We start from the raw sequence: 25,052 nt of genomic DNA on the forward strand, positions 1-25,052 counted from the left end.
AACAAGAATTTGCCTGAGAGATTTCCGATGCCCGTACCCGATCTGTTCGCCGAGGGCCTGGCCCGCGGCTGGAAAGTCCACAACGGCTCGCGCCTGGACAAGGACCTGATCCTGGAAGCCGATGTCGTCATCGTCGGCAGCGGCGCCGGCGGCGGCACCACTGCCGAAGCCCTGAGCGCCGCCGGCTACAAGGTACTGCTGGTGGAAGAAGGCCCGCTCAAGACCAGCACCGACTTCAAGATGCAGGAGTCCGACGCCTACCCCAGCCTGTACCAGGAAGGCATCGGCCGGATGAGCAAGGATGGCGCCATCACCATCCTGCAGGGCCGCGCCGTGGGCGGCACCACCCTGGTCAACTGGACCTCCAGCTTCCGCACCCCCGAACCGACCCTGGAACACTGGGCCAAGGAACACGGTGTGAAGGGCCACAGCGTCGCCGAGATGGCGCCCTGGTTCGAGAAAATGGAGCAGCGCCTGGGCGTCGCGCCCTGGATCATGCCGCCCAACGCCAACAACGACGTGATCCGCAATGGCTGCGAGAAACTCGGCCTGCACTGGAAGGTCATCCCGCGCAACGTTCGTGGCTGCTGGAACATCGGTTACTGCGGGATGGGCTGCCCGACCAACGCCAAGCAGTCGATGCTGGTAACCACCATCCCGGCGACCCTGGAAAAGGGCGGCGAGCTGCTGTTCCTCGCCCGCGCCGACCGCCTGTTGCACGACGGCAACAAGGTCAGCGGCCTGGAATGCTCGGCCATGGACGAGCGCTGCGTCGCCCCCACCGGCCGCAAGATCACCATCAAGGCACGTCACTACGTGCTCTCCGGCGGCGGCATCAATACCCCGGCGATCCTCCTGCGCTCCAAGGCGCCGGACCCGAACGGCCGCGTCGGCCAGCGCACCTTCCTGCACACGGTGAACTTCAGCGCCGCGTTGTTCGACGAGGTCATCAACCCCTTCTACGGCGCGCCACAGTCGATCTATTCCGACCACTTCCAGTGGGACGACGGCGCCACCGGGCGCATGTCCTACAAGCTTGAAGTTCCGCCGCTGCAGCCGGCGCTCAGCGCCACCCTGCTCGGCCGCTTCGGCGAGGACAACGCGCTGCGCATGGAGCAGCTGCCGCACACCAACGTGATCCTGGCGCTGATGCGCGACGGCTTCCATCCGGACAGCGCGGTCGGCTCGGTCAGCTTGCGCGGCGACGACACCCCGGTACTCGACTACCAGATGACCGACTACACCTGGGACGGCATCCGCCGCGCCTTCCACACCATGGCCGACATCCAGTTCGCCGCCGGCGCCAAGGCTGTGCTGCCGCTGCATGCCGATGCCGACTACGTGAAGAGCGCCAAGGAAGCCCACGCGCTGATCGACGGCCTGAGCCTGGAGCTGTACCGCACCCGCCTGGGCAGCGCCCACGTGATGGGCGGCTGCGCCATGGGCGAGGATGCCAAGCAGTCAGTGTGCGACAGCCTCGGCCGCCACCATCAGCTGGAGAACCTGTCGATCCACGACGGTTCGCTGTTCCCCACCAGCATCGGCGCCAACCCGCAGCTCTCGGTCTACGGCCTCACCGCACAACTGGCCGACGCCCTGGCCAAGCGTCTGGGCAAGGCCTGACACGCCACCCGAGCGCCCATGCCGACTCCTGCGATCCCGCAGGGCGTATAACGCGCCAGCGTTATCCGTCGCAGGTTGGCCGGCGGATAACCCGTTCCGGGTTATCCGCCCTACGAAACAGAGCAGCATCAGGCAAGACAGCACGCGCAGGCTCTGGCACGGGGCCTGCGCGTGACGCATCGGTCTCTCGCCGGTTATCTCAGGTAGTCCGTTCACAGAAGCACTACCAAGGTCGCTTGGCCCCACGGACATGCTGCGTTACCATCCGCCCGCTATTGCACCAGCCTGCCAACAAGAGCCGACCAGGACGCCGCGATGAATCGAGTGTTGTACCCGGGTACCTTCGACCCCATCACCAAAGGCCATGCCGATCTGGTCGAACGCGCCTCGCGACTGTTCGACCAGGTGATCATTGCCGTCGCCGCCAGCCCCAAGAAGAATCCCCTGTTCCCGCTGGAACAGCGCGTCGAGCTGGCCCGCCAGGTCACCTCGCACCTGCCCAACGTGGAAGTCGTCGGTTTCTCGACGCTGCTCGCCCATTTCGCCAAGGAACAGAACGCCAACATCCTGCTGCGCGGCCTGCGCGCGGTGTCGGACTTCGAGTACGAGTTCCAGCTGGCCAACATGAACCGCCAGCTCGCCCCCGACCTGGAAAGCATGTTCCTCACGCCGTCGGAGAAGTACTCCTTCATCTCCTCCACCCTGGTGCGCGAGATCGCGGCACTGGGCGGCGACATCACCAAGTTCGTGCATCCCGCGGTGGCCAGCGCCCTGGCCGAGCGCTTCAAGCGCTGAGCCGCACACCGCCAAGGATGGCGGTTTCCGTCAGCTGACTCCCTGATTGCGTGCACTACGCGCGCCGATACGGCACAATTTCACCATTGTTGCTAACGATCGCCATGGCTGCCGTCATGGTTGGAGTTGTTCGATGTCCCTGAAAATCACTGACGATTGCATCAACTGCGACGTCTGCGAACCCGAGTGCCCCAACGCCGCGATCTCCCAGGGCGAGGAGATCTACGTCATCGACCCGAACCTGTGCACCGAGTGCGTCGGCCACTATGACGAGCCGCAGTGCCAACAGGTCTGTCCGGTGGACTGCATCCCCCTCGACGAAAGCAACGTCGAGAGCAAGGATCAGCTGATGGAAAAGTACAAGAAGCTCACCGGCAAAGCCTGACTTCGCGCGTTTCGACACTTTTTCATTGAGTTCTCACAAACCCGGGGCGTTGTGGATTGTCTATCCTCCACCTTCGCCCCGTTTGGTTTTCCAGCCGGCCCTGCCGGCGGTTCGTGAGATGCCATGTCCCTGTTGAACTCCCGCTCCCGCGCCTCCCTGCTCGGCTTGTGCAGCCTCCTGCTGCTGAGCTTCGCCCTGCACGCCGCGGAACATCCCGCCCAGGCCAGCGTCGCCAGCGCACACCCATCGGCCACCGTGGCCGGCCTGGAGACCCTCGCCGACGGCGGTAACGCCTTCGACGCCGCCGTGGCCATCGCCGCCGCGCTGGCGGTGGCCGAACCCTACGGTTCGGGTCTGGGCGGCGGCGGTTTCTTCCTGCTGCGCAAGGCCGGGAGTCCGCCGACCTACCACTTCATCGATGCCCGCGAACGCGCCCCGCTGGCCGCCCACGCGCGGATGTACGAGCGCAACGGCAAGGTCGACCCGCAGCTGTCGCTCAACGGCCCGCTGGCCGCCGGCATCCCCGGCCTGCCCGCCGCCCTGGCGGACATCAGCAGCCGCTATGGCCGCAAGACCCTGGCGAACAACCTCGTGCCGGCGATCCGCCTGGCCACCGATGGCGTGTCCATCGACCGCGTCTACATCGACCGCGCCTCCTGGCGCCTCGACGCGATGCGCAAGGACCGCGAGACCGCGCGCATCTTCCTCGACCAAGGCAACCTGCCCGAGGAATACAGCCTGATGCGCCAGCCGCAGCTGGCAAACACCCTAGAGAAGCTGGCGCGCTACGGCCGCATCGGTTTCTACGAAGGCGAAACCGCCGAGAAACTGGTGGAAGGCGTGCGCGCCGCCGGCGGCGTGTGGAGTCTGGAAGACCTCGCCAGCTACCGCACCGTCGAACGCCAGGCACTGCGCTACCCGCTGGCCGACGGCCGCGAACTGATCAGCGCCCCGCCACCCTCCGCCGGCGGCGTGGCTCTCGCGCAGAGCCTGGGCATGCTGCAGCAATTGCCGTGGCAGAAGGCCGAACCGGTGCAGCGCGTGCATTACGTGGTGGAAGCCCTGCGCCGCGCCTACCGTGACCGCGGCCTGCTGGGCGACCCGGACCGCGTCGCCAACCCGGTCAACCAGCTGCTCGCGCCGGATTACCTGAAGCGCCTGGCCGCCGGTATCGATCCGCAGCGCGCCACACCCAGTTCCTCTCTGCCGCCGGCACCTGCCTGGCGCGAAGGCGATCACACCACCCACTTCGTGGTGATGGACGCGGACGGCAATGCCGTGGCCGCCACCCTGTCGGTCAACCTGCCGTTCGGCGCGGCCTTCACCGTGCCGGGCACCGGCGTGCTGCTCAACGACGAGATGGACGACTTCGCCACCGACGTCAGCGGCGCCAACGCCTACCAGTTGGCCGGCAGCCAGGCCAATTCGGTGGCCGCCGGCAAGCGCCCGCTGTCGAGCATGAGCCCGAGCTTCATCGAAAGCCCCACCGAACTGGCCGCCTTCGGCACGCCGGGCGGCAGCCGGATTCCCAGCATGGTGCTGCTGGCGATGCTGGACTACCTGGACGGCAAACCGGTGCAGCGCTGGGTATCCACGCCGCGCTACCACCACCAGTTCCTGCCCGACGTGATCGAGCATGAACCGCGCGCCTTCACGGCCACTGAAATGGCCGACCTGCAGCGCCGTGGCTACACCCTCAAGGATGTCGGCCGCGCCTACGGCAACCAGCAGGTGCTGCTGTGGAACAAGAAGTCCGGCGAAGTGCAGTCCGCCAGCGACCCGCGCGGCATCGGCCTGGCGACCGAACTGGCGGCGCCGCTGCGCTGATCAGGGCAGGATGAGGGCCGGAGCGTCGTCTTCGCGGGTATCGAACAGACCATGCTCGGTGCCCAGTTGCAGCACGTTGCGCAGGCTCTGGATGATCCGGCTGACGTAGCCCAGGTCGTTCATCAGCGAGCTCATCTGCAGGCCGTCCAGCTCCTGTCGGCGTACCGCCGCGAACAGACGCTGGCGGAACGCCGCGTCGAACTCCGCAGCGCTCTCGTCGAGCAACTGCAGACGCGCCAGCAAGGCCTCCTCCGGCAGCTCGCCACCAAGCAGCGAGCCCAGCGCGCGCACTTCGCGCAGCATGCCGATCAGGTGCCGGCGCAGCTCGACGTAGGCTTCCCGTAGCGCCGAGGGCTCGCCGTGCAGTGCCTGGCCAAGGTTCTTCTGAAGGTGCTTGGCGTCCTTCACCGCGTCCACCAGTTGCAGCGCCACCACCTGGCAGGACAGCCAGAAGCGCTGGTGCTCCTCGTCCAGCGGCACTTCCAGGCGACTCATGAAGCTCAGCAGGTCGCCGTACACACCCTTGATATGGCGCTGGTAAAGCACTTCCGCGGCCAGCGCATGGCGATCCGGCGCAGCCTGCAGCTGGCTTTCGTCCACCCGCGGCTGGTTGAGCATCTCCACCGGCAGGTACAACGCGTGGCAGATCACCTCGATGCTCAGGCGCCCCAGGTGGCGCAGCTCCTGCAGCACCGCGCTGGCGGCGGCGTCAGCGGAATCCAGCGCGCGCTCATTGAGGTAGCGCGCATGGGTACGTTCGATGGTGGGCAGCGCCGGGGCCATGTCGGTGATCAGCACTGCCGGTTCCTCGACCTCCGGCAGCCAGCGCACCAGCGCATTGGCCAGTGCGCCCTGGATCGGCCAGAACAGCACCACGCCCATGCCGTTGAACAGGGTATGGAACAGCGCCAGCTGGATCATCGGGTTGCCCGCCAGCCCCACCGGCGTCACCAGCCAGTGCACCAGCCAGGTCAGCGGCGCGAGCAGGAGGAACGCCAACACCCCGGTCACCACGTTGAACAGCACGTGCGCCAGCGCCAATCGCTGCCCGCTGCGGTTGCCGCCCAGGGAGCCGACAAACGCCGTGGTGACGCTGCTGCCAACGTTGGAGCCGATGGCGATCGCCAGGCTCTGGCCCAGCTCCAGCTGGCCTCCGGCGAGGGCGGCAAGCGTCAGCATCAGGGTCGCGTGACTGGACTGCAGCACCACGGTGATGAGGATGCCGAAAGTGACGAACAGCAGCGCGCCGAGCATGCCCTCCGAGCGCAGATCGCTCATGTCCATGGCGTCGCCGAAGCTGCCGAAGCCGTCCTTGATCTGGTCAATGCCCAGGAAGATGAAGGCGATACCCAGCAGGATGCGCCCGGCGGCCTTGCTCTTGGCGCCGTTGAAGCCCATCAGCACGCCGAATACCAGCAGCGGCAGCGCCAGGGGACTCAGGCTGAGGTTCTGCCCGGCCAGCGCCAGCAACCAGATGCCGCTGGTGGCGCCGAGGTTGGCGCCAAAAAGAATGGCGATGCCACCGGCCAGCTGGATCAGCCCGGTGCTGATGAAGGCGATGGTGAGCAGGGAAACCAGGGTGGAGGATTGCAGCAGGAAGGTGCCGAACAGCCCGAACAGCAGGCTCTTGCCGCGAGTCGCGGTGCTCTTCTCCAACCAGCGCTCAAGCTGGCTGCCGGCGAGGTCACGCAGGCCTTCTTCAAGGCACTGCATGCCGAACAGGAACAGCGCCAGGCCCGCCCCCAACTGCAGCAGACCGGCACTGGACCAGAAGGTGTAGCCCAGGATGACAGCGACCAGCAGCAGAAGCAGCGGACGCAGGTGCTTCTTCAGGCCACTCAGCTTCATGGGCAACCTACGGGACTTACCCGGCAAGCCGGGCTGGCGAGGCGGACACGCCGCCCCGGAGCAGGACGACGGATCAGTCCTTCTTGTAGCCGCTGGTGGTACAGCCCAGGCAGCGCACGAAGGCGGCCTTGCCCGGATCGACGACCAGCGCCTTGCCCGCTTCGCCGATGTTGCCGCCGGCTGCGCTGAACGGCAGGGTCACCACGAAGGCAGCGGTGCCGACTACGGTGGCGGCGATCAGCAGCGGACGTGCGATCAGCAGGTCGCCAATCATGGAGTAGAACGGCGGGGCCGAGACGACATAGGTCGGGTCACCGCTGACGTTGCTCACTTCTTCCTGAGCAACGGCCGGCAACACCGAGAATGCACAGACCAGGGCCATTGCAGTGGCGGCGGTGCGGAACACGTTCATGGAGGGAAGTCCTTTTTTGTGTAGTTGGGCAGGCAGACTGCCATAACTATAACAGCGCTCCGTGACTTGTCGCGTGACAGCCTTCAATCGCCGAAGAATGCGTATTCAGGCTTTTTCGGCACGAAAGGCCGGTAGAAGGCCAGCATGCGGCGCAGGTCAGCGGACTCGTCGCCGGTGGGCCGGAATGGCTCGCCGATAACGATGCGCCGACCGGGATAATCCAGCGCCGCCAGCACGATGGGTACGCCCGCGCCACGGGCGATATGGTAGAAGCCCATTTTCCAGCGCTCGACCTTCTTGCGCGTGCCCTCCGGGGAGAGGATCAGCATCATTTCGCGGTTGTCTGCGAAGGCCTGGATCGCCTGGTCCACGGTGTTCAGCTTGAGGTGGCGCTGGATCGGGATGCCGCCCCAGCGGCGCATCAGACCGCCAAGGGGCCCGCGGAAGAGGGTGTGCTTGCCGAACCAGCGAGCGTTCAGGCGCAGGACGAACTTGACCGCCAGGAACAGGATGAAGTCCCAGTTGGACGTGTGGTGTGCGCCGATCACCACGAACTTGTCGAGTTGGGGCAGCGCACCTTCGATGCGCCAGCCGGCCACGCGCAGCATGCTATGGCCGAGCGCCTCGGCGAACGGGTTGCGGGGCAGATAGTTGCCAGACATGAATCACCTGCAGGCCCCTCGTCGGGGGCCCTTGTTGTTATGGCGAGGGAGGATCGGGCAGATCGGGGCGGCAGCTTAACGGACGCCCCAGCGCCTCAGCGTTGGCAGCGCGAACAGTAGACGCTGGCGCGCTGGCCGAGACGCACTTCGCGCAGGGTCGAACCGCAGACTTTGCACGGCTCGCCGCCGCGCCCGTAGACGAAGAGTTCCTGCTGGAAATAGCCGGGCTGGCCATCGCCGCCGACGAAGTCGCGCAGCGTGGTGCCGCCGCGCTCGATGGCAATGGCGAGGATGCGCTTGATCTCCTGGGCGAGCTTCACGTAGCGCGCTCGTGAGAGGGTCCCGGCCTCGCGGCGTGGGTCGATGCCGGCGGCGAACAGCGCCTCGGTGGCGTAGATGTTGCCCACGCCGACTACCACGGCGTTGTCCATGATGAAGGGCTTCACCGCCATGCTGCGGTTGCGCGACAACTGGAACAGGCGCTCACCTTCGAAGGCGTCGGTCAGCGGTTCCGGGCCGAGGTGGCGCAGCAGTTCGTGCTCCAGCGGCGTCAGGCTCCAGAGCAGCGCACCAAAGCGACGCGGGTCGGTGTAACGCAGCGCCATGCCCGATTCCAGCTCGATATCCACATGCTCGTGGCGCGCGGCCGGTGTTCCGCACTCCACCAGGCGCAGGCTGCCGGACATGCCCAGGTGGCTGATCAGCGTCCCCACCTCGGCATTGAGCAACAGGTACTTGGCGCGCCGCTCCACCTGCACGATACGCTGCCCGGACAGGCGAACGTCCAGGTCCTCGGGGATCGGCCAGCGCAAGCGGCGCTCGCGGACGATAACGCGGCTGACGCGCTGGCCTTCGAGGTGAGGTGCGATACCCCGGCGGGTGGTTTCAACTTCAGGTAATTCGGGCATGGATGACGATATCTGAGGGACTTTTACGTAGGAGCGAGCTTGCTCACGAACTGCCCGGCAAGTAAATGCCGGGCGTATGCCTACCGGATGAAACGCAGCTCAGTCCAGCGCGCGAGTCAGCTGGATCAGGTCTGCGCGCCAAGGTGCCGCCTTGGGCAGCGCCAGGAAGGACTCGTTGAGCAGACTCTCCCGAGCTTCATAGGTGAAGGGCTCGCCGCGCACGTCCAGCACTTCGCCGCCAGCACCTTCCAGTACGCCCTGGGCCGCCGCGGTGTCCCACTGGCTGGTCGGTGCCAGTCGCGGGTAACAGTCCGCCGAGCCTTCGGCGAGCAGGCAGAACTTCAGCGAGCTGCCGATGCTGGCCAGGTTCAGGTCGCCGAAGCGCTGCGCCAGGCCGGCCAACAGGCTTTCCTGCTGCGGGCTGGAGTGGCGCTTGCTGGCTACCACGGTAAAGACATCCTCCGGCTCGGTGCGCACTTCGATGGCTTCGGGCTCGTCGCCGCGGTCCTCGCACCAGGCGCCCAGGCCAGCACCGCCGTAGTAGCAGCGGCCGCTGGCCGGTATGCCGACCACGCCGAAGACCACCCGGCCGTGCTCGATCAGCGCGACGTTGACAGTGAACTCGTCACTGCCGGAGATGAACTCCTTGGTACCGTCCAGCGGGTCCACCAGCCACCAGCGAGTCCACTGGGCGCGCTGCTCGAAGGGGATGTTGCAATCTTCCTCGGACAGCACCGGCACATCCGGCGCCAGCGCACGCAGGCCGTCGGCCAGTACGCGGTGGGCAGCCAGGTCGGCGGCGGTCACCGGCGACTCGTCGGCCTTGCTCTGGATATCCAGGTCGCCTTGCCAGAACGGCAGGATCACATCACCCGCCTTGTGTACCAGGTCGATCACGGCGGGCAGAAAAGCATTCATCACGGCTGGAATTCCCCTCGTTGGGTCAGCAGGTCACGTACCAGGTAGAGCGCGGCCAGGGCCCGCCCTTCACTGAACTGGGCATTCTGCGCAAGACTGGAAAGCTCGCGCAGGCTGATCTTGTCCACGCCCATCGGCTCGGGCTCGTCGCCGGGCAGCGATTCCTCATAGAGGTCGCGGGCGAGCACCACCTGGATGCGCTGGCTCATGTAGCCAGGCGACAGCGACAATTCGGTGATGTACTCGAGCTGACGGGCGCCATAGCCGGCCTCTTCCTTCAGCTCGCGGTTGGCGGCGTCGAGGATGTCCTCGCCCGGCTCCACCAGGCCCTTGGGCAGCGACAGCTGGTACTCATCGACCCCGGCGCAGTATTCCTCGACCAGCACGGCGTGTTCGGCATCGAGCATGGCGATCACCATCACCGCGCCGTAGCCCTGCCCCTTGCCCACCAGGCGCTCGTAGGTACGCTCTACGCCATTGGAGAAGCGCAGCTGCAGCTCCTCGACGGCGAAGAGCCGGCTTCTGGCAACGATCTCTCGGGCGAGGACCGTGGGTTTCTGACGCATGGGGCGACTCCTGGGGGTGGCCGGGTCGGCTATGATAACCCGCCTTTTCCGATTCTCCGTGTCAGATATCGCGCCGATTCCGTCCACCGGCGGCGCAATTGCGACACCCTTTTGCGAAAGCCCAGCATGCCACGCCTGCCCTGGAACCAGATCGACACCGTCCTGCTCGACATGGACGGCACCCTGCTCGATCTGCATTTCGACAACCACTTCTGGCTCGAACACCTGCCGCAACGCTACGCCGAACACCATGGCATCAGCCGTGCGGAGGCAGACGCCGAGCTGCTGCCGCTGTTCCGCGACAACGCAGGCCAACTCAACTGGTACTGTCTGGATTTCTGGAGCCGCGAGCTCAAGCTGTCGATCCTCGACCTCAAACACGAGGTTGCCGACCTCATTGCCCTGCGCCCGGACGCCGACCTGTTCCTCGCCGAACTGCGCCGCCACGGCAAGCGCGCAGTGCTGATCACCAATGCCCACCGTGATTCGCTGTCGCTGAAGCTGCAGCGGGTGGAACTCTCGCCCTGGTTCGACCGGCTGATCAGCTCCCACGACTACGGCTTCCCCAAGGAAGACCAGCAGTTCTGGCAGGCGCTGCGGGCGGACGTCGGTTTCGATCCGGCGCGCAGCCTGTTCATCGACGACAGCCTGCCGATCCTGCGCTCGGCGCGGGCCTTTGGCGTCGCCCAATTGCTGGCCGTGCGCCAGCCGGACAGCCGCCAGGGACCGAAGGACACCGAGGAGTTCGCCGCCCAGGAAGACTACCGGGCGCTGCTCGAAGGGTTGTGAACGAGGGCTGCAGAAACAGCGAGCCCGGCGCTGGGCCGGGCTCTCTGGCTTTACTCCGGAATCCGCAGCACCTGGCCGGGATAGATCTTGTCCGGATGGCTGAGCATCGGCTTGTTCGCCTCGAATATCTTCATGTAGGCGTTGGCGTTGCCGTACTCGGCCTTGGCGATGGCGCTCAGGGTGTCGCCCTTCTTCACGGTGACGAAGCGCGCCTCGGCAGCAGGAGCCGCAGAAGCGGCGACGGTGATGTGGTCTTCCACACCGGAAACTCCCGCGACGTTGCCCAGGGTGAGCAGGATCTTTTCCTTCTCTTCCTGACTGGCCACTTCACCGGTGGCAATCACCTTGTCGCCCTCGACGCTGACCTGGATATTCGGGTTGCCCAGGCCAACCTTGGCAATGTGGTCCTTGAGCGATTCGGCGGCCTGCGCCTCCTGGCCCACAATGCTTTCCCACAGCTTCTCGCCGGCTTCCTTCACGAACGCAAAAATGCCCATTTCCAACCTCCCTACGGTTACAGTGACAGGCGGCCGGCATTGGGCAGACCGCGCGCCCCTGGAGTCTAGACGGCGACTTCCGCAGCGCCTGACGGAAAAGTCCTAATCCTTACCCGACCCGACAGAACGCCCCGGAGCCTTTCCGCCGATGGACATCAAGCAGCTGAAATTCCTCTGCGCCCTGGACGAGACGCGACACTTCGGCCAGGCGGCAGCGCGCTGCCATGTCACCCAGCCGACCCTGTCCATGCGCGTGCGCAGCCTGGAGGAAGAACTGGGCCTGGAACTGGTGCGCCGTGGGCAGCGCTTCGAGGGTTTCACCGAAGCCGGTGAGCGTGTGCTGGCCTGGGCCCGCAGCCTGCTCGCGGCCCACGATGGGCTCTACGCCGAAGCGGCCGCGTGTCGGGGCCAACTGGTCGGCACCCTGCGCCTGGGCCTGGTGCCACTGGCGGGGTTCGACCCCATGCGGCTGATTGAGCTGTTCGCCCAGCGCCACCCGGAACTGCGCTTCCAGCTGTTCGCCCTGAGCTCGGAGAACATCCTCGAAGGCCTCGGCCGCAACCAGCTGGACCTCGGTCTGTCGTACCTGGACCGCCTCGACCGCGAGCACTTCGAAAGCCTCGAACTGGCCGCCACGCGCATGGGCCTGCTGCACGACCGCCGGCACTTCCAGATCGACAGCCCGACCCTGAGCTGGGATGCCCTGGCGGAGCTGCCCCTGGGCCTGCTTTCGGCCGGCATGCACTTCCGCCAGTCCATTGACCACGGCTTCCGCAGCCGCGGCCTGACCCCCCAGGCACGCCTGGAGACCGACGCCGTGCACCAGCTGGTGCAGGCCGTGGAGCGCGGGCTGTGTTGCGCGATCATGCCGTTGGGCAGCGGGCTGGATACCCAGGGCGAACACTTCGTCCTCACCCCGATAGAGGACGCGCGCACGCTGTCGCCGCTGGGCCTGATCCTGCGCCGCAGCGAGCCGCGCTCGGCACTGGCCGAAGCCTGCTTCCGCGAAGCCGCGGCTCTGCTGGGCGGCTCCGAAAGCGACCGATAAACGCCATCTATCGCAACATCGACAGCAGCCATTAGACGCTGCCCCGGCATAGGCATAGGCTGGTCGCATTACTAGAACCACAGGGCTCAGCCCATGCCTTGCCTGATCACCCGCCCGGCCAGCGCCGCGGTCCGGGATGCCGTCGTGCCTGCCGACGGCTACAGCTTTGCCGAACTCACCCCGGAGGGCGACACCGGTCGCGCCGTGCTGGCTGGGGAAATCGCCCTGGCGATTGCCTACAACGGGCTCAGCCAGGCGGTCATGATGGTCTCGCCGAACGACCTGGAAGACTTCGCCTACGGTTTCAGCCTCGGCGCCGGCCTCATCGACTCCATCGACGACATCTATGACGTGCGCCTGACGCCCCACGGCGACGCCATCGCAGCCGAGCTGCAAGTCAGCAATCGCGCCTTCTGGGCCCTTAAGGACCAGCGCCGGCAACTGGCCGGCAATACCGGCTGCGGCCTGTGCGGCGTCGAGGCGCTGGACCAGGCACTGCCCGGCCTGCCGGTGTTACCGTCGGCGCCGCTGCCGCCCGCCGCGCACTTCGAACACCTGCGTGAACGGGTCAACGCCGTGCAGGAGATCGGCCGCCGCAGCGGCGCCCTGCACGCCGCGCTGTTCGTCGATGCCGCCGGCGAGATTCGCCTGTGCCGCGAGGACATCGGCCGCCACAACGCCCTCGACAAGCTGATCGGCGCGCTCAAGCGCCAGCGCCTGGACCTGGCCGGCGGTTTCGCCGTGGTCACCAGCCGCTGCAGCCTGGAACTTATCCACAAGGCCGTGCGGGGCGGGCTGTCGACCCTGGTCAGCCTCTCCGCGCCGACCGCACTCACCGTGCAGTGGGCCCGCGAGCACAACCTGAACCTGATCCACCTGCCGCACCGCAGCGCGCCACGCATCTACAGCCCGGCTCCGCCAGCCGCCTGATCGCCCGCTTTCGAAGACAAAGAGACCCCATGAGCCTGCAGCAAGAGAATCCCCGCTACCAACCTTACAAGGGCGCAGCCGCCGGCTGGGGTGCGCTCATCAGCGTCACGCGCTTCTGGCTGGACAGCAAACAGCCGTTCAAGAACCTGCGTGCGCTGCTCAAGACCAACCAGAACGGCGGCTTCGACTGCCCCGGTTGCGCCTGGGGCGACTCGCCGGAAGACGGCCGGGTGAAATTCTGCGAGAACGGCGCCAAGGCGGTGAACTGGGAAGCCACCAAGCGCCGCGTCGACCCGGCCTTCTTCGCCCGCCACAGCGTCAGCTCGCTGCGCGAGCAGAGCGACTACTGGCTCGAGTACCAGGGCCGCCTGACCGACCCGATGCGCTACGACCCGGCCACCGACCGCTACCAGCCGATCGCATGGGACGATGCCTTCGCCCTGATCGCCCAGCACCTGAATGCCCTGGAAAGCCCTGACCAGGCCGAGTTCTACACCTCTGGCCGGGCGAGCAACGAGGCCGCGTACCTTTATCAGCTGTTCGTCCGCGCTTTCGGCACCAACAACTTTCCCGACTGCTCGAACATGTGCCATGAGGCCAGCGGCGTCGCCCTGGGCCAGAGCGTCGGTGTCGGCAAGGGCAGCGTGACCTTCGACGACTTCGAGCATGCCGACGCGATCTTCGTCTTCGGCCAGAACCCCGGCACCAACCACCCGCGCATGCTCGAACCGCTGCGCGAGGCGGTAAAACGCGGGGCCCAGGTGGTCGCCTTCAACCCGCTGAAGGAGCGCGGCCTGGAGCGCTTCCAGCACCCGCAGCACGCGCTGGAAATGCTCACCAACGGCTCCGAGCCGCTGAACACCGCGTTCTTCCGCCCCGCCCTGGGCGGCGACATGGCCGCCGTGCGCGGCATGGCCAAGTTCCTCCTGCAATGGGAACGCGAAGCCCAGGCCAAGAGCGAGCCGGCGGTGTTCGACCATGAATTCATCGCCGACCACACCCAGGGCGTCGACGCCTACCTCGCCGCCGTGGACGACACCAGCTGGGACCACATCGTCCAGCAGTCGGGCCTGAGCCTCGAGGAGATCGAGCAGGCCGCGATCATGTACCGCCGCGCCGAGCGCGTGATCGTCTGCTGGGCCATGGGCATCACCCAGCACCACCACTCGGTGCCGACCATCCAGGAACTGGTCAGCCTGCAACTGCTGCGCGGCAACGTCGGCCGCCCCGGCGCCGGCCTGTGCCCGGTGCGCGGCCACAGCAACGTGCAGGGCGACCGCACCATGGGCATCAACGACCGCCCGCCGGCCGCGTTGCTCGACGCCATCGAGCGCCGCTTCCAGTTCAAAGTGCCGCGCGAGAACGGTCACAACACCGTCGAGGCGATCAACGCCATGCTCGATGGACAGTCGAAGGTGTTCATCGGCCTGGGCGGCAACTTCGCCCAGGCGACCCCGGACAGCCCGCGCACCCACAGTGCCCTGCAGAGCTGCGCGCTGACCGTGCAGATCAGCACCAAGCTCAACCGCAGCCACCTCACCGTGGGCGGCGACGCGCTGATCCTGCCTTGCCTGGGCCGCACCGATATCGACCGTCAGGCCGATGGCCCGCAGGCGGTGACCGTGGAAGATTCCTTCAGCATGATCCACGCGTCCTTTGGCCAGCTGGAGCCGTCGTCGAAGCAGATGCGTTCCGAGCCCGCCATCATCGCCGGCATCGCCAAGGCCACCCTGGGCAACCACCCGGTGGACTGGGACGCGATGATCGCCAACTACGACCGCATCCGCGACCTGATCGCCGACACCATTCCCGGCTTCAGCGACTTCAATCGCCGCGTGGCCAATCCCGGCGGCTTCCACCTGGGCAACTCGGCCGGTTCGCGGCGCTGGAACACCGCCAGCGGCAAGGCCAACTTCCACCACCATCCGCTGCCGGCGGACCTGGTCCACGCGAAGATCCGCGAGACCGGCCAGGAGCCGCACCTGATCCTGCAGACGCTGCGTTCCCACGACCAGTACAACACCACCATCTATGGCCTGGACGACCGCTACCGCGGCGTGCGCGGTCATCGCGAGGTAGTGTTCGCCAATGAGGCCGACATCCGCCGCCTGGGCTTCGAGCCCGGCGAGAAGGTAGACATGGTGTCGCTCTGGTCCGACGGCGTGGATCGCCGCGTCAGCGGTTTCACCCTGCTGGCCTACGACATCCCCGCCGGCCAGGCCGCCGCCTACTACCCGGAAACCAACCCGCTGGTGCCGCTGGACAGCCACGGTGTGGGCAGCCACACACCAACCTCGAAGTTCGTCGCCATCCGATTCGAGAAGGCGCGGGCGAGTCTGCGGATCGTTTGACGGCACCTTCCTCACGGCGCCCTCATCAGGGCGCCGCTCTCCTACGTCTCGAAACGCCCGCTCTTACAGGGGATTTCGTGCGTGCAGCAAAAGACCACCCTGCGAAAAATCCGCTGGATTTGCGTCACATCAGAAAGGGATGAAAGGTAAACTCGGAAGGACCAGGCCAATTCCCGTGAAAAGCCATCATTTCAATGGCAATTTGTGAGAAAAACACCTCACAAATGGAACCCTGGAATAACACTCAGACCGCCCGAAATCGAAAAAGTTCTGACCATAAATCAAATACTTGCAATATTTGATGAAAGTCGTGTTACTCGTCGGAACCCCCTTGTCAGAGCCTTCGCACGACCCGAGGATCGCTTCCAACATCCCCACAGAGAGATCCTCTCTATGAAGTACTCCTCGATGCTCCTGTTGTCTCTCGCGCTGGTCGGTGGCACCGCCTACGCGGACGGCGACACCCGTGCCGGCGTCGGTGGCGCCCTGGGCGGGGTATTGGGTTCGGTCATCGGCCAGTCGGTCGGTGGCAGCACCGGCGCCGCCATTGGTAGTGGTCTGGGCGGTGCGGCCGGTGGCGCGGTCGGTGCCCGCCACGGCAACAAGACAGAAGCCGCCATCGGCGGCGGCCTGGGCGCAGCCGGCGGCCAGGTGATCGGCAACAAGATGGGTGGTACCACCGGCGGCCTGATCGGCGCGGCCCTGGGTGGTGGTGCCGGCGGCGCACTGGGCAACCATTACGCCGACAACAACCGCGACGACGATGATGACGATTACCGTCACGGCTACCGTCGTGCCCGTTACGACGACCATCGCCACTATGATCGCCGCTGGCACGACAACGGTCGCCACCGTGGCTGGTACAAGCACAAGCACCACCGTCGCGACTGGGATTGATCCGCGGTCCCTCTAACCGCGATCAGTCCACGGAAACGACGACTGACAGCCGGGCCTGATTGCCCGGCTGTTTTGTGTGCGGGACAATTCTCCCGATAATTCCTACTTTCAGGTTCGCAACATGCGTAAGACTCTTTCTGTTCTGGCACTGGCCCTGCTGGCCAGCCACGCCGTGGCCGATGACACCAAGACTGCCATTGGCGGCGGCATCGGTGGCGCCCTCGGCAACGTGGTCGGCGGCGCCCTGGGCGGCTCCACCGGTGCGGCCATCGGTGCTGGCGTAGGCGGTGCGGCTGGCGGCGCGATGGGCGCGAAGAACGGCAACAAGACCGAGGCGGCCATCGGTGGCGGCCTGGGCGCAGCCGGCGGCTCGGTCATCGGCAACAAGGTCGGCGGTTCCACCGGCGGCGCCATCGGCGCGGGCCTGGGTGGTGCAGCCGGCGGCGCACTGGGCAACCACCTGGCCGACGATAACGACGATGATCACCACAGTGGCAGCAAGAGCCATCACAAGGGCAAAGGCCACTACAAGCACAAACACAAGCATCACGACGACTGACGGATGCCCCTGTGAAAAAGCCCGCCTATTGGCGGGCTTTTTCGTTCAGGCCTTCAGCTTCAGGCGCAGGCTGGCAAACAGGACAACAGCGCGCCCAGCTCGGCCGGCGGACGTCGCTCGACGCGCCGGTACTCACCACCATCCGGGGTACGCGTGAGCCAACCGCCGTCCACCAGCGCCCTGCGCAGCAGCAGGTGGTCGCCCAGACATTCCTGGGCGCGCAGCCGTTCGTTGAGCTCCTTCTCGCTCCAGCGCTGCCGTGCCGGCAGTCGCGACCACAGTACCCAGAGGCAGGCCTCGCGGTGGCTGTGCCTCTTCGGCCAGCGTTGCAGGCAGCCGGCGTCATCGAAATAGCGCCGCCATTGCTCGATACGGCGAAAATCCACCACGGCTCCAGGCTCGGCTTCACGGGCCAGTCGCGTCTCGGCCTGATGGCTGGCGCGCAACGCCTGGTAGTTGCGGAAGCCCACCGCGCGGGCGAGCAGGTTGAGCAGTTCGACATGACCGGGGCGCTCGGGCGAATCGTCGAGCTGGCGCGCCAGCGATTTCGCCAGCGCGGAGATGTCGGGGGCGTGATAGGGCAAGCGTTGCCTGGACACAGTGCAATCCTCGTTGCGTGCCAAGACCTCGCGCAGGAGGTAATCGGGGGTCGCCATTCCGATGCGGCACGGGGAAAGTGTGTCGGATCGTTGAAAGTGCGGGGAACCGCGCGGCAGGTTTAGCGCTCTCCATACGGAGGCGGCGACGCCTGGGTGAACTGCCGACCGGCCGCCAGCATAGGCCGGACGCGCCGCCCGGGACAAGCCCCGTGTCATCCCGCGAGTCTGGTATAGGCTTGCCGGGGAGGGATCACTGCCGACAAGGAGTTACTCGTGAAAGCTCTTGCTGCCGCCGGGCTGCTGCTGACGCTCTGCGCCGCGCAGCCCGCGTACGCCGGGGACTGGCAGGTCTGCCAGCTGGAAGTGGAAATCACCGGAGCACTGAAGCTGCCCGTGCGCGGGCTGGAAGGCCGGGTCGCTTCGGCCAAGCCGCGCTCGGCGGGGACCAAGTGCCCGAGCCCGGGCGAGGTCATCGCCTTCGAACCGGAAAGCGCCGACTGGCAGAGCCGCATCCCGCGCCAGCACTGGCCTGGGGCCGGGCAACGGGTGTGGATGCGCTACCAGTACCTGGACGGCATCTGCAAGGGCGACGGCAACAGCCGGCCCTGCCGGATCGAGCATTATCCGATGGGCTGGTGAGACGTCCTGCCCTGCAGCTCAGCCTCGAACCAGCACTTCCATCGCCTCGCGCAGCGGCGCCGGAATCGCCACCGGCCGGTTGCTCGCCCGATCCACGAACACATGCACGAACTTGCCCGCCGCGCAGGCCAGTTCATCGCCCTCGCGGAAGATCGCCAGTTCGTACTGCACCGAGCTGTTGCCCAGCTTGCCGACCCGCAGCCCAACTTCGATGCGTTCGGGGAAGGCCACCGGCGCGAAGTAGTCGCAGCTCGAACTGACCACGAAACCCACTACGTCGCCGTCGTGGATATCCAGGCCGCCGCGCTCGATCAGGTAGGTATTCACCGCCGTGTCGAAGAAGCCGTAGTAGGTCACGTTGTTCACGTGGCCATAGATGTCGTTGTCGTGCCAGCGCGTGGTGATCGGCTGGAAGTGCGCGTAGTCGGCGCGGCTGGGGTGCTGTTCGCTCATCGGGTTCTCAGAAGGCGGCTCGGTAGATGGCCAGCGCGTCGCTCTCGCTGACTTCGCGGGGATTATTCACCAGCAGGCGCTGCTGCAACATCGCATCGGCGGCCAGGCGCGGCAGGCTGTCCTCCGGCACGCCGGCATCGCGCAGGCGCGACGGCAGGCCGCTGCGCGGGCTGAGGTCGGCCAGCTCGGCAATGAACTGCTCGGTGCGGTCGGCATCGCTGCGCAGGCGCTCGCCCAGCAGCAGCGGCGCCAGCTCGGCATAGAGCGGGCCAGCGTTGGGAGCATTGAAGCGGATCACCTCGGGCAGGACCAGCGCATTGCTCAGGCCGTGGGGAATGTGGAAGTGCCCGCCCAGCGGGTAGGCCAGCGCGTGCACGGCAGCTACCGGGGCGTTGGCGAAGGCCTGCCCGGCCAGGCACGCACCCAGCAACATGGCCTGGCGCGCCTCGCGGTTGCGGCCGTTGTGCACCGCCTCGTCGAGGTTCAGCGCCAGCAGGCGCAGGGCTTCGCGGGCCAGCAGGTCGGACAGCGGGTTCTTCTTCAGCTTGCTGGTGTACGCCTCGATGGCGTGAACCATCGCATCGATGCCGGTGGCGGCGGTGACCGCTGGCGGCAGACCGAGGGTGAGGTCGGCGTCGAGCACGGCCAGGTCCGGCAGCAGGTAGGGGCTGACCACGCCCATCTTGGTGGTCTCGCCGGTGGTGACGATGGCGATCGGCGTCACTTCCGAGCCGGTACCGGCGGTGGTCGGCACCTGGATCAGCGGCAGGCGCGGGCCACGGGCGTTGCCGACGCCGAAGACATCCTTCAGGCCTTGTGTCGCCAGCGGCTGCGCCAGCAAAGCCACCAGCTTGGCAACGTCCATCGAGCTGCCGCCGCCGAAGCCGACCACCAGCTGCGCGGCCATCCGGCGCGCCTGGTCGGCAGCTTCCAGCACGATGCTTTCCGGTGGGTCGGCCAGCACCTGGTCGAAGACTTCCACAGCCACGCCGGCCGCGGCGAAGCCCGGCAGTACGCCGTCGAGCATGTTCAGGCGGGTGATGCCGGGGTCGGTGACGATGAGCACGCGCTGGGCGCCGCGCTCGCGGCAGAGTTCACCCAGGCGGGCGGCGGAGCCACTTTCGCAGAGAATCTGCGCGGTGGTGGCGAAGCTGAAAGGCTGCATGACGGTCCCCGGTCTTGTCGTTGTAGTGCGGAAAATCCGTAGGCCACCGTTCGGCGGCCCGCCGGGGCAGCATAGCAACGCGATGTAGCCTCATGGAACCTCGTACCGCCTGGCGAAACAGTTATTCACAGGATGAATGCTGCGGCACGGCAGGCAGGTTCGTGGAGCGCAGGAACAGGTGCCGGGAGACGCCCGACACCGGATTCACCTGCAGGAGCGCCCCTGGGTGCGATCGCGGGCATGGCCCGCTTCTACATTGAAACGCTTGTGCCGAGCCTGAAATGAAAAAGGCCGGCATTGCGCCGGCCTTTTCTTCAACGAGGACAGGTCAGACAGCGACCGGCGCCTTGATGTGCGGGTGAGCTTCGTAGCCGACCAGCTCGAAGTCCTCGAAGCGGAAGTCGAACAGGTCCTTCACCTCGGGGTTGATCTTCATGGTGGGCAGCGGCAGCGGCTGGCGGCTCAGTTGCAGGTCAGTCTGCTCCAGGTGGTTGGCGTACAGGTGGCAGTCGCCGCCGGTCCAGATGAATTCGCCGGGCTGCAGCCCGGCGACCTGCGCGACCATCAGGGTCAGCAGCGCGTAGCTGGCGATGTTGAAGGGCACGCCGAGGAAGATGTCGGCCGAACGCTGGTACAGCTGGCAGCTGAGCTTGCCGTCGGCCACATAGAACTGGAACAGCGCGGGCAGTTTTTCCGGACACCGATAAACGGTAGCAATTTTTTTTGTAGGCTAAATCAGATACTTAGCTACCTGAGTATTGTAGAACAATACAGTACTAATTTGACACCGAACCGCACAGGACTACGGTCTGCTCATTAGATAGCAGGCGCGGAATCCAAAATGGAATTTTCAATTGATCAAGTGCGGTGCGTAATATCTTTTACTTTTCCGTCATTAACTAGACGAGGAAGTTCCACGATTCAAATCTGCTACCCACCAAACACGAGCTTAGACATCCTTCAAAAGCTATCCCATGGCGTCGTTACTGCCACTATCGGGTTTACCAGCAACTCTAAGCTGGGAAGAATTTATTTTTTCAAACGTTTCTTGAGTTTTGCGACACGTAGAGGACTACCCTCCGCAATGTCACCTGAGTGGGTTCAATTCACCCTAGAGTTTTTTGAGAATTACATTCGGGGAACTCTTCACGGAAAAAAATGCAAGCTGCGAACTAGGCAGATGGAATGGTCAAACGGAATAGCGTTGATCGAAGAGTGGAAAAACACCGCTCTTATGCCTAAATCCGTCCCTATTCCCTCATCAAGAATACGCGCCCCATCAAGCGAGACTCATGGATCGCGAGAGCAAATTCTTGGCGAGTCAATTAGAAGGACGAAGCATAGCGACGTAGACATTTCGAATAAGTACATTCTTAACATGTCCTACGCCCAACCCCTAGATATTCAACTAGATGAAATACACAGCGAAATAAGCAGAAAATTTAAAGTAATTAAAGACATTGCCATAGCTCACTGGAACAAAGTCAGGGAATGCAGGCGCATTGGAATTGAGTTGATGTCCAAAATTACGGAGCAAGAAATAAACGACGCGCTTAACGACCCCAACTTTAGCAAAAACTTAAAAAAACGCAGCAACAAGTACAGAGTCTCCGTGATTTTAGCAGCCGCACGCCACCAGATATTTACAAATGGCGTCAGGCCCTCCATCACAGCCCTTAGTGAACATCCCTTCTTCGATAAAAATATCGCTCGACTTTTTAGAGTAAGAATATTTGAAGACACGGTTCGAGAACTGACCTTCGGAAACATGCCGAAAGGTTCTAACCTGGGAGCAATGCTCAATCTACTATTAGGAATCCCGTTCTTTAGGGACTTCGCAGCAGCCGCAACCATCATAACTTGCGATCACCCTCAGTTCACGGCAACGTCGTTGTGGTGGGCAAAACTCCTAGACAAGCATGAAAAAAGCTATGTAACGATAGTCGGAAAAAATCACGGAACACATTTTGAAATCGAAAAAAAAAGAGCGCACGCAATCAAACAAGCCATACTTTCCGACATATCAGAATCGGTTCTGCATGACATCATAGAAACCACACAGCCAATGCGTGAAATATTGAATCAGAGCAATTCACATCACGCACATATGCTTTTTTTAAGCTCTGACAATGTGGGATTCGGGATAGGCTCATCAGTTTCGTGGGCAATGAATGGAAAGAAGGGCGCTAGTTTTTACAATCTGTACGAAGAAGAGTTTCTCGCTGCTGGCCTAGATCGAAGCTCTGTCTGCCTATCAAAAATACGCGCAACCTGTGGAATACTTAATTGGTTTAAAACCGGGTCTATATCCAGCTTCGCCAAAACTCTCGGCAACACCGAGCGCGTGGTGATGAGATCATATATGCCGACTTGGCTTCTAAACAAATACAATGAGCGCATAATACGTAGGTTCCAGCAGATGCTCATCATTAGCAGCACTGCTAAATCACCCGTACTTCTGCATGCAACTGACTTCACCAATATGACTGATCTTGTAAAATTTATTGAAAGCTCACTAAAAGAGTGCAGAAACAACGACCCATTCTCCAGAGCTTTTGTTGAGAGCGTTTCCGGTTTCTCCCTGCCAGATATAGATGAATCGATTCGAAGAAACCTGGCTATTAATCTTTCTGTTGAGACAGTGACATTACTGTATGAGATAAATGCATGGGCTTGCAAAAACCCAGATCGTGTAGCGGAGGCGGACAAACTGCTGCCAGATGAGCTTTCAGTTTCCGCGCTTTCATCTCTTGCAAAACTGATAGAGACCTGCAGTACTAACCCCCCAGACTCCACACAAGAATATACAATAAACTCAAATATCAACGGTGGTTCCAACTATAATTTACGCCAGATTCATAACCAGGCACTTCTCCATCTTGAACAAAATCAAAATCTGTTAAATTCTCTCCCGATAGTTCTAGGGGGAACAAACTGATGCCCACTATCAGACCTCCGTCCGACTCTCTCGTCCAAATTAACGATAGCGTACTCGAAGATACATCAATTCTGCTATTGATTCAGCAAGCTCGAGATGAGTTGAAAGCTCACAATGGAGAATTTAAAGCAGAATGGCTTATCGAGGGCGACCTTGGGTCTAACTCCTGGACAACCAGAAATTCAGGCCACGAAGAATTCAAAGACGGAAAATGGAGAAATACCATTAACGTCAACTTCAATGCTCGAATGCCTGATGGGTCTTATCTTACCGCCCCCCAGAACAAGCAGCTTCTGACAGCAGCCCAAAAGGTCGCGTTTCTATCGAGGAATGGAAACTTAAATTGGAATGAGTCTCCTAGAGGATGGAAGTGCCTAGTCCACTGGATAGTAAATCTGTGTGCTTGGGCTATTCTGCACAAAGACCAACTTAATCCAGAAAAACATGGCCTAGCCCTACTAGACCAACAGCTGCTTGAAAAACTTTACGTCCAGTACTTGCATGATGGGGCATGGGTAAGCGCTTTAGAAATGATCCCTAGAGCTCTAGACACTATTCTTCACCTTTCCTTTGAAAAAGGCACTATTCCTGCGATAGAGAATCCGTACGAAATCCCACCACCAATACTTGAAAAAATTCGAAAGTCTCTGACAGAGATAAAGGTTCTAGATGATAACAAAAGCACAATCTCAAGGATCTGGATATTAAATAAATTACATATCCCCAAGGCTCAAATAAATAATATCTTAGTTTTACGATTCTTTAACCAGTTCGCCGAAATCGGGAGAGTTCAAGGAATCGATAAGCGCGAAAAAAACTCTCATAGAAAGAAGCGCTCCCGGAAAGGTAAGAGTTCCCAGGTTACCAGACCCACAGGCGTAGGTGTCCGCATAACCACTTACTGCAGGTTGCTTTGCGATGCACACCGTCACTCTCCATCCTTATTCCCTGCGCCCGAGATATTTGACTTCGAGCGGCTGGCGACTAAAGCAAAATCGCTAACCAAGAACTCACGCCACACCCCTGTAATGCCTATTAACCTCGGTTTAAAAATTCTCAAGGACGCCATCGAGTGGGTCATTCTTTATGGTGACGCAATTGTCTCTGCGACCACACGATTTTGCAAATTCTCGGAATCTTTAAAAAATACGAAGGTTAAAATTTATGACAGGGTCACCCCCAGAAGGGAAGCCCTACTGTCCATCTTATCGAACTCATATATTTTTGATACCGAAAAAAAATCTGACAGCACACTCACCCTTTCAGACATCTTCAAAATTAAAAAAGTAAATGGCAACTCTGCGGAATTTGGATTTCGATCCATATTGAGCGCATATATAGGCGCCTGCGTAATTTGTATTGCATTCCTAAAACCCTCAAGAATTGACGAAATTGCAAAGCTGCCACATGACTGTTTGGAAGAAGTTATCTATAAAGGCATAGCCTATTGGTTAAATTATGATCTGGGGAAAAGCGGTCAAGCTGGATTAAACGCGGAGTCACAAAAGCCTATACCCTTCATCTCAGCTCTTGCAATCTCGCAACTACAGCGACTGCGAGAGGGTCTCATCCCAATATTCGGTGACTCATCAAAATCAACTGACCTGCTCTTCTATGTCCCCGTTGGCAGCAGTCTGACCAAGCCCACAACCACGAACATGGTCGACAATTTAAATCGATATTTAGACGTATTCTGCGATTACACAGAAACTCAGACAGATGATTTAGGGCACAGGTGGTATGTCCGCGTCCATGAAATGAGAAAGTTCTTCATAATCATGCTTTACTGGCATGGACGATATCAAGTATTGGACGCAATTAGATGGATTGCAGGGCATACATCCCCTAGCCATGCGAAAGATTACGTTGAGTCCAACTCACCTGGCAGGGAAATCTGCCAGATTGAGGCTGAATATGTTGACCTTAAACTTTTGAGGCTCGAAATGGAAGCGATCCCTGGTAATGGTAATGAGGGTTTAGTTAAGCTTTACAAAGATGTCTGCAGCACATTTAGGGTCTCCAAAATTGAGTCTATTCAGCGCAAAGACTATCTTGAATTTCTTACAGCACTAAGAGAATCAAATTCGCTTGACATAAGACCATACTCAATTACGACAACCGAAACCTCAAATAACAGTGAAGTATCATTCGAGATAGCTGTACGATACCAGGATAAATACGATGAGAGATTCTACGATTAAAAACTTGCGATCGCGATTGGATTGGTTGGCATCGATAGTGTC

At 62.3% G+C, this 25,052-nt stretch carries 23 protein-coding genes and 1 pseudogene; 13 read left to right on the forward strand and 11 right to left on the reverse strand.

Translation table 11 applies throughout. The annotated features are described in order from the left end of the window. Positions 1–27 precede the first annotated feature (27 nt). The 4 genes from IB256_RS15320 (at position 28) to IB256_RS15335 (ending at position 4,630) form a co-directional block, all read left to right on the forward strand. Positions 28–1,623: a GMC family oxidoreductase gene (locus IB256_RS15320; RefSeq protein ID WP_192293839.1), complete on the forward strand. Its 1,596-nt coding sequence runs from the start codon at positions 28–30 to the stop codon at positions 1,621–1,623. A gap of 315 nt (positions 1,624–1,938) precedes the next feature. Then, entirely contained in the window at positions 1,939–2,418 is a 480-nt protein-coding gene (coaD, locus tag IB256_RS15325; protein WP_024767001.1) for a pantetheine-phosphate adenylyltransferase, read from the forward strand. A gap of 133 nt (positions 2,419–2,551) precedes the next feature. Further along, positions 2,552–2,803, forward strand: a complete 252-nt coding sequence (locus IB256_RS15330; protein ID WP_017521427.1) for a YfhL family 4Fe-4S dicluster ferredoxin — start codon at positions 2,552–2,554, stop codon at positions 2,801–2,803. Positions 2,804–2,926: 123 nt separating this feature from the next. Further along, complete coding sequence (locus IB256_RS15335) at positions 2,927–4,630, forward strand: gamma-glutamyltransferase family protein (RefSeq protein ID WP_192403135.1); 1,704 nt, start codon at positions 2,927–2,929, stop codon at positions 4,628–4,630. Here IB256_RS15335 and IB256_RS15340 read toward each other — a convergent pair whose 3' ends face one another. The 6 genes from IB256_RS15340 to nudE all read right to left on the reverse strand — a co-directional run bounded on the left by IB256_RS15340 (position 4,631) and on the right by nudE (position 9,944). Continuing rightward, the gene (locus IB256_RS15340; protein ID WP_192403137.1) at positions 4,631–6,478 is read right to left on the reverse strand and encodes a Na/Pi cotransporter family protein; all 1,848 of its coding nucleotides are present in this window, start codon (positions 6,476–6,478) and stop codon (positions 4,631–4,633) included. 73 nt (positions 6,479–6,551) lie between these two features. After that, positions 6,552–6,890, reverse strand: a complete 339-nt coding sequence (locus tag IB256_RS15345; RefSeq protein WP_138213145.1) for a multidrug transporter — start codon at positions 6,888–6,890, stop codon at positions 6,552–6,554. An 83-nt stretch (positions 6,891–6,973) separates the two neighbouring features. Beyond that, on the reverse strand, positions 6,974–7,552 hold the full coding sequence (locus tag IB256_RS15350; RefSeq protein WP_192293845.1) for a lysophospholipid acyltransferase family protein: 579 nt from the start codon (positions 7,550–7,552) through the stop codon (positions 6,974–6,976). A gap of 95 nt (positions 7,553–7,647) precedes the next feature. Continuing rightward, positions 7,648–8,460 carry a bifunctional DNA-formamidopyrimidine glycosylase/DNA-(apurinic or apyrimidinic site) lyase gene (mutM, locus tag IB256_RS15355; RefSeq protein ID WP_045213067.1) on the reverse strand — a complete coding sequence of 271 codons (813 nt, stop codon included), beginning with the start codon at positions 8,458–8,460 and terminating at the stop codon, positions 7,648–7,650. A 99-nt stretch (positions 8,461–8,559) separates the two neighbouring features. After that, on the reverse strand, positions 8,560–9,378 hold the full coding sequence (gene cysQ / locus IB256_RS15360; protein ID WP_192403139.1) for a 3'(2'),5'-bisphosphate nucleotidase CysQ: 819 nt from the start codon (positions 9,376–9,378) through the stop codon (positions 8,560–8,562). Continuing rightward, positions 9,378–9,944: an ADP compounds hydrolase NudE gene (gene nudE, locus IB256_RS15365; protein WP_088415924.1), complete on the reverse strand. Its 567-nt coding sequence runs from the start codon at positions 9,942–9,944 to the stop codon at positions 9,378–9,380. Before nudE ends, cysQ begins: the two co-directional genes overlap by 1 nt. Before the next feature lie 126 nt (positions 9,945–10,070). Between nudE and yrfG the strand changes: the two genes are divergently transcribed. Beyond that, positions 10,071–10,733, forward strand: a complete 663-nt coding sequence (gene yrfG / locus IB256_RS15370; RefSeq protein WP_192403141.1) for a GMP/IMP nucleotidase — start codon at positions 10,071–10,073, stop codon at positions 10,731–10,733. A 50-nt stretch (positions 10,734–10,783) separates the two neighbouring features. Here the strand turns inward: yrfG and lysM are convergent, their stop codons facing one another. Continuing rightward, entirely contained in the window at positions 10,784–11,230 is a 447-nt protein-coding gene (gene lysM, locus IB256_RS15375; protein WP_081519554.1) for a peptidoglycan-binding protein LysM, read from the reverse strand. A gap of 148 nt (positions 11,231–11,378) precedes the next feature. Between lysM and IB256_RS15380 the strand changes: the two genes are divergently transcribed. The 5 genes from IB256_RS15380 (at position 11,379) to IB256_RS15400 (ending at position 17,015) form a co-directional block, all read left to right on the forward strand. Then, the gene (locus tag IB256_RS15380; protein WP_081519553.1) at positions 11,379–12,278 is read left to right on the forward strand and encodes a LysR family transcriptional regulator; all 900 of its coding nucleotides are present in this window, start codon (positions 11,379–11,381) and stop codon (positions 12,276–12,278) included. A gap of 93 nt (positions 12,279–12,371) precedes the next feature. Beyond that, a complete protein-coding gene (fdhD, locus tag IB256_RS15385) occupies positions 12,372–13,208 on the forward strand; it encodes a formate dehydrogenase accessory sulfurtransferase FdhD (protein WP_192293853.1) in 837 nt (278 codons plus the stop codon). Between the two features lie 29 nt (positions 13,209–13,237). After that, positions 13,238–15,559, forward strand: a complete 2,322-nt coding sequence (locus IB256_RS15390; RefSeq protein WP_192403143.1) for an FdhF/YdeP family oxidoreductase — start codon at positions 13,238–13,240, stop codon at positions 15,557–15,559. Positions 15,560–15,952: 393 nt separating this feature from the next. After that, complete coding sequence (locus IB256_RS15395; protein ID WP_081519550.1) at positions 15,953–16,456, forward strand: hypothetical protein; 504 nt, start codon at positions 15,953–15,955, stop codon at positions 16,454–16,456. Between the two features lie 121 nt (positions 16,457–16,577). Beyond that, positions 16,578–17,015 (forward strand): glycine zipper domain-containing protein, encoded by a 438-nt coding sequence (locus tag IB256_RS15400; protein WP_081519549.1) that lies wholly within the window; start codon positions 16,578–16,580, stop codon positions 17,013–17,015. A 59-nt stretch (positions 17,016–17,074) separates the two neighbouring features. Here the strand turns inward: IB256_RS15400 and IB256_RS15405 are convergent, their stop codons facing one another. After that, on the reverse strand, positions 17,075–17,614 hold the full coding sequence (locus tag IB256_RS15405) for a DUF2087 domain-containing protein (RefSeq protein ID WP_318653565.1): 540 nt from the start codon (positions 17,612–17,614) through the stop codon (positions 17,075–17,077). A gap of 273 nt (positions 17,615–17,887) precedes the next feature. Between IB256_RS15405 and IB256_RS15410 the strand changes: the two genes are divergently transcribed. After that, positions 17,888–18,253, forward strand: coding sequence for a hypothetical protein (locus IB256_RS15410; protein ID WP_192293860.1), 366 nt, complete (start codon positions 17,888–17,890; stop codon positions 18,251–18,253). Positions 18,254–18,271: 18 nt separating this feature from the next. Here IB256_RS15410 and IB256_RS15415 read toward each other — a convergent pair whose 3' ends face one another. The 3 genes and pseudogenes from IB256_RS15415 to thyA form a co-directional block, all read right to left on the reverse strand. Beyond that, positions 18,272–18,706, reverse strand: coding sequence for an acyl-CoA thioesterase (locus IB256_RS15415; RefSeq protein ID WP_192293862.1), 435 nt, complete (start codon positions 18,704–18,706; stop codon positions 18,272–18,274). Positions 18,707–18,713: 7 nt separating this feature from the next. Continuing rightward, entirely contained in the window at positions 18,714–19,871 is a 1,158-nt protein-coding gene (locus IB256_RS15420; RefSeq protein ID WP_192293864.1) for an iron-containing alcohol dehydrogenase, read from the reverse strand. 328 nt (positions 19,872–20,199) lie between these two features. Continuing rightward, positions 20,200–20,553: pseudogene (thyA, locus tag IB256_RS15425) on the reverse strand (thymidylate synthase); the annotation flags it as partial. A 402-nt stretch (positions 20,554–20,955) separates the two neighbouring features. On the opposite strand from thyA, the gene IB256_RS15430 reads away from it, so the two are divergent. Together IB256_RS15430 and IB256_RS15435 are read left to right on the forward strand one after the other, a co-directional pair. Further along, positions 20,956–22,809, forward strand: a complete 1,854-nt coding sequence (locus IB256_RS15430) for a hypothetical protein (RefSeq protein WP_192403147.1) — start codon at positions 20,956–20,958, stop codon at positions 22,807–22,809. Further along, complete coding sequence (locus IB256_RS15435) at positions 22,809–25,010, forward strand: hypothetical protein (protein ID WP_192403149.1); 2,202 nt, start codon at positions 22,809–22,811, stop codon at positions 25,008–25,010. The genes IB256_RS15430 and IB256_RS15435 overlap by 1 nt, the downstream gene beginning before the upstream one ends. Positions 25,011–25,052 lie beyond the last annotated feature (42 nt).

This window comes from Pseudomonas sp. PDM17 (assembly GCF_014851985.1).
Classification (GTDB): domain Bacteria; phylum Pseudomonadota; class Gammaproteobacteria; order Pseudomonadales; family Pseudomonadaceae; genus Pseudomonas.